The sequence below is a fragment of the Chamaesiphon sp. VAR_48_metabat_403 genome, assembly GCF_031422475.1.
In the GTDB taxonomy this organism is placed as follows: Bacteria; Cyanobacteriota; Cyanobacteriia; order Cyanobacteriales; family Chamaesiphonaceae; genus Chamaesiphon.
In genome coordinates, this window is the sequence record NZ_JANPLS010000403.1 from 1 (window position 1) to 10,043 (window position 10,043).

Consider the following 10,043-nt stretch of genomic DNA (forward strand, 5'->3'; position numbering starts at 1 on the left):
AAGGACTTGCAGACACACCCCCCGTCTGCAAGTCATTTTTCGTAGATTCCCCCATCTCCCCGTCCCCTCATCTCCCCGCTCCAAATGATGCTTTTCCCCAAAATTCGGGCAACATAAGCTAAGTGAATCTCATCAAAGCGGCGAGCGGCTAGAGAAAAGATTACACCTCAAAATTTTGCATTTTAAAGATTGAGCTAAATGTAAATCTTACTTGTCACCAGCCAAATTATTTAATCGATCGGAGCTTGATGTAGCACTTTCAACAATTCACCTGAAGGGATTAAAAGTATGGCTGGGACGACAACATTTTTACAATCGATAACTACTCAAGTTGTCGTGCCATCAGATTTGGCTTGGCAAGAATGCTTGAATCTAATTCCTCATGACTTTTATCATCTACCTGGATATTTAGGATTAGAAGCAGACCGAATTAATGGTGTTGCCGAAGCAATTATTGTTGAAGATGGGGAGAGTGTTTTTTTCTTGCCTTATATCATTCGCAATTGCGATCCAATTATCGGCGATATTCGGGCAATTAATGACGATCGCATCTACGATATTGTCTCTCCGTATGGTTACCCCGGCATGTTGGTAAATGAATCGGGTCAAAATACTCAATTTATAACAACCGCCTTAAATACCATCTATGAAAACTGGAGCCAAAGAAATATCTGCTCGGCATTTCTGAGACTTCATCCGCTTCTGAATAGTTATATCGATCCGGCGATTAGCGATCGATACGATTCGGTCGATCGCCATGCTCCCTCCGAACGGACAAACCTCCGGGGCGAAGTTGTAATTTGCGATCTCACTCAGACTTTAGCAGAAATTTGGAGCCAGATTCGATCCAATCATCGGACTAAAATTAATAAGTTAAAGCGAACGGGATTCACCGTTAAAATGGGATCGATCGAGGAATATTTTGATGTATTTATCGATATTTATACAGAGACGATGCATCGAGTCAATGCCACCCAGACTTATTATTTCACACGAGACTATTTCGATCGCTTCATCAAAACATTAGGGGAGGGTGTGAATATTTGTGTTGTCGAGACAGCCGGAACAGCGATCGCGGCTTGTTTGGTGACTGAATTTAATGGCATCGTTCAATATCACTTAGGCGGTACGAGAACAGAATTTTTGTCTCAATCGCCGACAACAATGATGCTTCACTATATTATCGAATGGGGGCAGCAACGGCACAATCGATATCTCAATCTCGGCGGCGGACTTGGTAGTAATCAAGATTCACTTTATCACTTCAAATCGGGGTTTTCTAAAGAAAGTAAATCTTTTGCCACAATGGAGGTGATTGTCAATCGCCATCTCTACGATCGACTCATATCTCTAAGAGCTGAGTCATCAGGAATGGCTTTACCCCTGTTCGAGCAAACCTCATTTTTCCCTGTGTATCGGTTACCCTTAGCGTAAATTCACTTCATCCGCTAGTTTTGGCATCGCGATTGGATCGATCGAAAACACCGCGACAGATCGTACCGTAAAATAATCTGGGTATAATTGAGAATAGTTCCCGAATATAAATATAGATCGCACTCGCAATCGATATCTACGTTAGCACTCGCCATTTTCCGATCGATTTAGCTAGATATTTGTACTAACGATTGCCACCTCAATCTGCGAACTTCTGTTTGCCCCGAACGGTATTTTTGAATTGAGATATCTAATATCTATAATCTGGTAATTATATTCCCCACTCAATTTTACATATTCATATTTTCCGGCAATGACCAAACCCATTTTACTCTCAACTCCACACATGGGAAGTCGCGAACTCCAATTCGTGACCGAAGCCTTTGAAACCAATTGGATCGCCCCAATCGGCCCTCATGTTGATGCTTTCGAGCGAGAGTTCTGTCAAAAAATAGGTTCGAGTCATGCAACTGCGGTAACTTCGGGGACGGCGGCGTTGCATTTAGCCCTCAAACTCGTCGGGGTGGGGGCTGGCGATGATGTATTTTGCTCTAGTCTGACTTTTTCGGCAAGTGCCAATCCGATTGTCTATGAAGGTGCCAAACCCGTCTTTATCGATAGCGACAGGCAATCGTGGAATATGGATGCCAAGCTGCTCGAAACCGCTCTGGAGCAACGCGCGCAAGCGGGTAAATTACCAAAGGCGTTAATTCTGGTACATCTCTACGGACAATGTGCCGATATCGATCCGATTCTGGCTGCTTGCGAACATTATGGCGTGCCGATAATTGAAGATGCCGCCGAAGCCTTGGGAGCCACTTATAAAGGGCGATCTCCCGGTACCTTTGGGAAGGTAGGAATTTTCTCATTTAACGGCAATAAAATTATTACCACGTCCGGTGGGGGAATGTTAGTCTCTGAAGATGCCAGCATTACTTCTAAAGCCAAATTTTTGGCAACCCAAGCGCGAGATCCCGCACCTCATTACCAGCATAGCGAAATTGGCTACAATTACCGCATGAGCAACGTTTTAGCAGGCATCGGACGCGGACAACTGCTAGTATTAAACGATCGTGTCGCCGCCAGACGGCGAAATTGTGAAGTCTATCAGCAAGCTTTAGGACATCTCCCCGGTATTGAATTCATGCCAGAAGCCCCCTGGGGGAGTGCTACCCGCTGGCTGACGTGCCTGACGATCGATCCGACCGCTTTTGGTGTCGATCGCGAGTACGTCCGTCTAGCCCTCGCTGAAGCTCAAATCGAAGCCCGTCCGGTGTGGAAGCCATTGCACATGCAGCCGATTTTCCAAAATTACGATCGCGTTGGCGGCGAAGTTGCCGAAGATCTATTCGATCGCGGTCTGTGTCTACCTTCTGGCTCTAATTTATCAGATGAAGACCTCCATCGCGTCATCGATGCGATCGTTAAATGCGCCCGTCTCTAAAAAAATCCCCTCCTCGGAGGGGTGCCCGAAGGGCGGGGTGGGTGGATCTCCGATCGTGCTAAAAAACTACGAATGCCTTGACTTCGCTATCTCCTGTCGATTTGTGAAGGCTTTGACATCGATATGAGAACTAAATTGAAAAGTTTATTGTGAAATCGATCGTCGGGGGATGGCTGGGTCATTAGCGGAGATCTACCCACCCCGCCCTCCGGGCACCCCTCCGAGGAGGGGATTTACCCACCACCCCTCCTCGGAGGGGATTTTTAAGAGCGACCCAGACCGATGTAGTCTTGTAGGGCTTTGACTTCTAGCGGTTGCGTTTGGAGCGACTTAATTGCCGCTGCTGTCGCTTTAGCACCCGCGATCGTCGTGACCATGGCAATCTTGTAGACTAGAGCCGTGCGGCGAATTAACTTGCCATCGGCTTGGGCTTCCTCACCGGAGGGGGTATTAATAATTAGTTGAATTTGACCGTTTTTAATAATATCGACCACATGCGGACGACCTTCATGCAGTTTTAGCACGGGTTCGACGACTAAGCCATGCTCTTCTAGTACTTTTTGAGTGCCAGATGTCGCGATAATTTTAAAGCCCAGAGCGATTAAATCGCGAACTACTGGAACTACGGCTTGTTTATCGCGATCGTTAGTCGATACAAATACTTTACCTGTTAATGGCAGCTTCTGGCTGGCGGCGAGTTCGGCTTTGGCGTAGGCGCGACCAAAATCCACATCGATGCCCATGACTTCGCCTGTAGAGCGCATTTCGGGGCCGAGAATCGTATCGGTACCGGGGAACCTGTCGAAGGGTAAGACGGCTTCTTTAACGGCAATGTGGGTGGGGATGACTTCGGCGGTATAGTTCAATCCGGCAAGGGTTTCGCCCGACATAATTCGGGCTGCATAACCCGCGAGTGGAACGCCTGTAGCTTTGGCAACGAATGGTACCGTGCGGGAGGCGCGGGGATTGGCTTCGAGGATATATACCTGCTCGCCTTGGACGGCAAATTGAATATTCATCAGCCCGATCACTTTAAGCGATTGCGCTAGTTGGACTGTCCATTTGCGAATCGTGGCAAGTGTCGGCTCTGATAATGAGACATAAGGCAGCGAACACGCTGAATCGCCAGAGTGAATTCCGGCTTGTTCGATATGCTCCATAATACCGCCAATGACCACTTGCCCGGATGCGTCGGCAATTGCGTCTACATCGACCTCGATGGCGTTCTCTAAGAACTTATCGATTAAAATGGGGTGATCGGGTTCGACCTGCACTGCGTAGGTCATATAGCGTTCGAGGTCGGCATCGGAGTAGACGATTTCCATCGCGCGTCCGCCGAGGACGTAGGAGGGACGAACGACGACGGGATAACCGACGCGGTTGGCAACTCCGAGTGCGTCTCCGTAGCTGCGCGCCATGCCGTTTTCGGGCTGTTGAATGCCGAGTTCGCGCAATACTAATTCAAACCGCTCCCGATTTTCAGCCATATCGATCGAATCTGGACTAGTGCCCCAGATTTTGGTGGTAATATTGCTTTCGGCGGTTTGGGAGTCGAGATATTCTTGGAGCGGGACGGCTAATTTGAGTGGGGTTTGTCCGCCGAATTGAATGATGATGCCTTCGGGTTGCTCGGCTTCGATGATATTGAGGACATCTTCTTTAGTCAGTGGCTCGAAGTATAGCCGATCGCTGGTATCGTAGTCGGTGGATACGGTTTCGGGATTGGAGTTCACCATAATTGTCTCGAATCCCTGTTTGCTGAGTGCGTAAGATGCATGACAGCAGCAGTAGTCGAATTCTATCCCTTGTCCGATCCGATTTGGCCCACCGCCGAGAATCATCACTTTGCGCCGACTGGAGGGGATAACTTCGGTTTCTTCCTCATAGGTAGAGTAGTAATAAGGGGTTTCGGCTTCAAATTCGGCGGCGCAGGTATCGACTAATTTATAAGCGGGAACTACGCCTAAAGATTTGCGATAGGTACGGACGATATCTTCATTAGTTTTAGTTGCATAAGCAATCTGCCAATCGCTAAAACCTTGACGTTTGACATCCCAGAGTTGGGTTTTAGTTAGAGCTGTTAATTGTTGGGTTTTAAGGAAAGATTCTGTAGTTAAAATATCTTGCAATTTATCGAGAAACCACATATCGACTCCCGTCAGATCGTAGATATCTTCGAGCGACATTTTGAGCTGCATGGCATGACGGATGCTAAAGATTCGATCGGGTGTCGGAATTCTCAGCATGGAGCGGACTTGTTCGAGCGAAGGTAAAGATTCATCGCGATCGCAACCCCAGCCAAAGCGACCGATTTCGAGCGATCGTAAGGCTTTTTGAAAGGATTCTTGAAAGGTACGTCCGATCGCCATTGCTTCGCCGACTGACTTCATTTGGGTGGTTAATGTTTGGGACGAACCAGCAAATTTTTCAAAGGCAAACCGAGGAATTTTAGTAACTACATAATCGATCGTCGGCTCGAACGATGCGGGGGTTTTTTTGGTAATATCATTGGGGATTTCATCGAGTGTATAACCGATGGCTAATTTAGCTGCAAATTTAGCGATCGGAAATCCGGTTGCTTTTGAAGCTAACGCCGAAGAACGACTGACGCGGGGGTTCATTTCAATGACGATAAATTCGCCAGTATCGGGATGTACCGCAAATTGAATATTAGAACCGCCTGTCTCGACTCCAATTTCGCGGATGATTTTAATCGATGCATCTCGCAACCGCTGATACTCTTTATCCGTCAACGTTTGCGCGGGAGCGACGGTAATCGAATCGCCAGTATGAATTCCCATCGGGTCGATATTCTCGATCGAACAAATAATGACCACATTATCTGCCAGATCCCGCATTACCTCTAGTTCGTACTCCTTCCACCCCAGCAAAGATTTCTCGACCAAAATCTGATCCACAGGCGAAGCATCCAATCCCGTTTGGACGATCGCTTCAAATTCTTCTTGATTGTAAGCAATCCCCCCTCCGGCACCTCCGAGCGTAAAGGCGGGGCGAATAATCAGCGGGTAGCTGCCAATCTCTTTACCGACTATTCGTCCCTCTGCGAGGCTGGTAGCGATGCCTGATGGGCAAACTGGTACGCCGATCCGCGCCATTGCCTCTTTAAATAACAGCCGATCTTCCGCCATTTCGATCGCACCTAATTTCGCGCCAATTAGTTCGACTCCATATTTTTCCAATACGCCAGATTTTGCCAGACTCACGGCAATATTTAACGCCGTCTGTCCCCCCATCGTCGGGAGTAACGCATCGGGACGTTCTTTGATAATAACTTTTTCGACTAATTCTGGCGTGAGCGGCTCGATATAGGTGCGATCTGCCGTATCTGGATCGGTCATAATCGTCGCAGGATTGGAGTTAACCAAAATTACCTGAAACCCTTCCTCCCGCAGTGCTTTACAAGCCTGAGTGCCAGAATAGTCAAATTCACACCCTTGTCCGATCGCGATCGGGCCAGAACCTAAGAGTAAGATTTTGTGTATGTCAGTCCGGCGAGGCATATGTATTTAGGGGGAGGGGTGGAGGGGTGGATGGGTGGATGGGTGAAAGCACTATTTACTATTTCGACTGCTCTCTACCTTTTACGCTCCAAATTTTGAATTCCGATCTATCTTAAAGGGTTTAGGGTACTTAGTGAGAATTTTTTTGAGTTCGAGCGGCGTAAAGTTGTCGCGATCGAGGATAAATCGGGCATTATAGTGTAGGACGAAAATTAGTTAACGCACGCAAGACATGTTTTGGCGCGCGTCTATTTACTCGATCTTTATTCAGGTTTAGCATTGCATCTCCTACTGACACTTCAATTTGCATCGTTCATCCAGCTCCTTCCCTACATCTTCCGATTGCTATTTAAACCCCTAATTTATGACGACTCTCAACCCCGCTTTAGATTTACCGCAGGAGCAGCTTTGCCAGAAAATTACCCGCTCTGTCGATCGCGCTCTAACGGAACATCAGCAACAACTTCAGATCGAACGAGAACAGATTAACTGTTTGATGCAGTTATTAAACTCCCGTAAAAATCTCAGTCTAGACGCACATTGCCTCGGCGCGATCGAACGGTTGACAACATCACTCGATCGCCATCAACAATCCACAGATCGGGTATCTGATGCGATCGAGATGCTAGCTCAAGCCAAAGACGCTAAATTGTTGACAGTTGACGATCGCGGTGAAATTGCCACTGCTGTGAAGTTAGAATTAAGCCAACTAGCACAGCGACTGGGAATCGAGCGAATTACCAAACTTTCAGCCGCCACCCACAATGTGACTGAGTGGTCGAAGTTAATGCAACTGCATCCCGATCCTGAAGGTTATCAATGGCAGTTTCCACGTTCTAAGCGCGGTTTTTATCACAAAACTAACTTACGGATCGTCGGTACTAAGCCTGTCGATCTTGCCACAGGTTCGTCATTAAACTAGTAACAACAGCTACAGCTTCCCACATTTTTAACTGTTATTCTCGATCGGAATGGCTCAATAACTTGGTAATTTTTCTGAGCAACTGTTCGGGATTTACCTGTTTCCATAAATAGTCATCGATGTGTCGTTTACCGATCGGACTAACGATCTCATCTTTAGTCGCGATCGCTAGAATTTTGAGATTACTAATCGTACTAGATTTGCGGATATTGTCGATCGATCGATCGACAGTTGCTGCATCTAAATCTAAATCGATAATTAGCAAGTCTGGCTCGAACATCGATATTTGCCGGAATGAAGATTCGGCAGATAACAGCCACGTTACCTGATATCTTGCCGCAGTCAAAATATCGCACATAAAATTTGCTAAATCTTCATCTTGCTCGATCAAGACAATCCGGTTGGGAGTCGGATTGAGTTCGGGATCTTGAAAGACTAATTTCCGATCCATTTCCAGCCAATCATTGCGTTCTGCTACTTGTAGTGATTGAGATGCCAGCCTCACGGTAAAAGTCGAACCAGAACCGACGATCGAATCAACTTCGATCGAACCGCCGTGTAATTCGACTAATTGTTGGGTAATTGCCAAGCCTAAACCCATGCCGCCATAGTCGCGATCGAAGTTGCGATCGAGCTGATGAAATTTCTTAAACAGTCGAGGAATCTGTTCTTCTTCGATGCCAATGCCGCTATCTTCTACCTCAATTACGGCATAACAATCTTCAATCCACGACCTTACCAGTACGGTACCATTTTCTGGGGTAAACTTAATCGCATTTGTTAAAATATTCAACAGAATTTGACGTACTCGCTTGGTATCGCCCCGAAAGCGTAAATCGCGACTGCCATAAGTAATATTGTTACTATCTGTGATAATTTCCACTTGCAAAGTAATCTTACGTTGCTCGGCTTTGACTCTAAATAAATCAACTACTTGCTCGATTAATTTAGATAGTGAAAACTCACTCACTTTCAAAAAGGTCTTGCCAACTTCTAACTTGTAGAAATCTAAAATATCGTCGATTAGTTCCGACAAGTGTTCGCCACTATTATGAATGACTTGCAGATAATTTTGTTGTCGTTCGGTTAAGTTAAGTAAGGGTAACCTCAACAATGTTGCCGACAGCCCCAGAATACTAGTTAACGGGGTGCGTAACTCATGACTTAACAGTGCTAGAAATTCGGTTTTAGATTGATTTGCCGTTTGCGCGACAATGACGGCATCGCGTAATTCTCGCGTACGCTCGTTGACTCGATGTTCGAGATCTTTGGTATGCCATAGGCTATTCATATATAGTTCTGAGCGATCGATTGCTAAAGCTAAATGTCCGGCAACCTGTTGCAAAAATTGTGTTTCTGTTACTTGCCATTGTCGGGAATATTGACATTGATGAGCAATTAATAAGCCCCATAATTCTGACTTAACAACAATCGGCACTACCAATTTTGACTTAATTTCAGATTGCGCCATTAAATCCAACATACATTGATTTTTGGCATATTCGGTATCGACTCGATCGATTGCTTTTGTCATCCCATTCCGATATTCATGCCAGATTTGGCGATCGTCAAAACAATCTTGGTGTTCTGTAACATCTAATACCGATTGTAATTGCTCGATTCCTAGCGATTCATAAGCAACTTTTCCGAAACCAGTATAAGCTTCAAAACTGCGATCGATCGCTTGACCTCCGATTTTAGCAAAATTAAACTGATACACGATCAGTCGATCTGCATGTAAAAATGTCTGCACTCGCTCGACAGCAGCTTGTAAAATAATCGGTAAATCTAATGTTTGATAAATTTGGGTAACAATATAGTTGAGTAAATTTGCTTGAGCTACTTGTTGTTGCAATAAAGCTTCGCGTTGGCGGGAAGCCTGCTCCCATGGAGAATCGCTCTCATCTGACTTTTCCTCGATGAGTACATTCAATAATAACTGAGTAAAATGACCTTGCAGATCGCTATTGTTAGTGAAGTTCGGATCGGCAATTAATTCTACAGTCGCTGGTAAGTAAGGAATGAGTGGTTGGATAAATCGATCGATCTTTGTGGGTATGAATGTAACTTCGATCGTCATCCGTGCTGCCCGATCTGAATCGACAATCTGCCCCGTTAGTAGTGCTTGAAACTTAGGAGATTGCAATAATAAGAATTGCGGTAAATTGGGTGACAAATTTGCAACACCAGATTCTACACCAATCTTAGATGATTCGCGGTTTAGCAGTTCGGCATTAGTTATCGATCGGACATCATCCTCTGTGGCGAAGCCTTGCTCTTGAAGGATTGTTTCTGCCATTTTTTGCCACAGATTGCGGACAGTCTCAAAGGTATTCAGGGGGTAATTACCCCGGATGGTTGAGGTCAAATTAGGCATTGGCGAAGTTGACGATCCAGAAGAGAATTAATTTAAAGAAAATGTATTAATAAACGCGAAGAAATTATTAAGATATCAGTCAAAAGTGCGATCGGTCAGAAGTATCACTCAAATAGACGATCGGCAGCATGTGATTATAGTTCGATCTTATTGCGATCGAGACCAACTAGCGGCAATACTCTAAGATCTTTTTATAATTAGAGCAACATATTTACTACTTTAGGTTTTAGGTTTTAGGCTTTAGGGGGAAAAGTGGAAAGGGAATAGGACCGATCGTTTTTCCTGTCCCCCCGTCTCCCAGTCTCCCAGTCTGCCCCGGGCCCCCAACCCCCCCCCCCCCCCCCC

General features: G+C 45.9%; 5 protein-coding genes. 3 read left to right on the top strand and 2 right to left on the bottom strand.

Annotated elements, in window-relative coordinates:
* The first annotated feature begins 288 nt into the window (after positions 1-288).
* Positions 289-1,434 carry a GNAT family N-acetyltransferase gene (locus RMO79_RS19110; RefSeq protein WP_310484830.1) on the top strand — a complete coding sequence of 382 codons (1,146 nt, stop codon included), beginning with the start codon at positions 289-291 and terminating at the stop codon, positions 1,432-1,434.
* Positions 1,435-1,747: 313 nt separating this feature from the next.
* The gene (locus RMO79_RS19115; RefSeq protein WP_310484831.1) at positions 1,748-2,878 is read left to right on the top strand and encodes an aminotransferase class I/II-fold pyridoxal phosphate-dependent enzyme; all 1,131 of its coding nucleotides are present in this window, start codon (positions 1,748-1,750) and stop codon (positions 2,876-2,878) included.
* A gap of 263 nt (positions 2,879-3,141) precedes the next feature.
* On the opposite strand, the gene carB is transcribed toward RMO79_RS19115, so the two are convergent.
* Complete coding sequence (gene carB / locus RMO79_RS19120) at positions 3,142-6,399, bottom strand: carbamoyl-phosphate synthase large subunit (RefSeq protein ID WP_310484832.1); 3,258 nt, start codon at positions 6,397-6,399, stop codon at positions 3,142-3,144.
* A gap of 364 nt (positions 6,400-6,763) precedes the next feature.
* Between carB and RMO79_RS19125 the strand changes: the two genes are divergently transcribed.
* Positions 6,764-7,321: a hypothetical protein gene (locus RMO79_RS19125; protein ID WP_310484833.1), complete on the top strand. Its 558-nt coding sequence runs from the start codon at positions 6,764-6,766 to the stop codon at positions 7,319-7,321.
* Between the two features lie 34 nt (positions 7,322-7,355).
* Here the strand turns inward: RMO79_RS19125 and RMO79_RS19130 are convergent, their stop codons facing one another.
* A complete protein-coding gene (locus RMO79_RS19130) occupies positions 7,356-9,689 on the bottom strand; it encodes an ATP-binding protein (protein ID WP_310484834.1) in 2,334 nt (777 codons plus the stop codon).
* Between the last annotated feature and the right edge of the window lie 354 nt (positions 9,690-10,043).

Excerpts from the sequence above, each read along its gene's own strand:
- RMO79_RS19110 (WP_310484830.1), top strand. The coding sequence starts at position 289 with ATGGCTGGGACGACAACATTTTTACAATCGATAACTACTCAAGTTGTC.
- RMO79_RS19115 (WP_310484831.1), top strand. The coding sequence starts at position 1,748 with ATGACCAAACCCATTTTACTCTCAACTCCACACATGGGAAGTCGCGAA.
- carB (WP_310484832.1), bottom strand. The coding sequence starts at position 6,399 with ATGCCTCGCCGGACTGACATACACAAAATCTTACTCTTAGGTTCTGGC.
- RMO79_RS19125 (WP_310484833.1), top strand. The coding sequence starts at position 6,764 with ATGACGACTCTCAACCCCGCTTTAGATTTACCGCAGGAGCAGCTTTGC.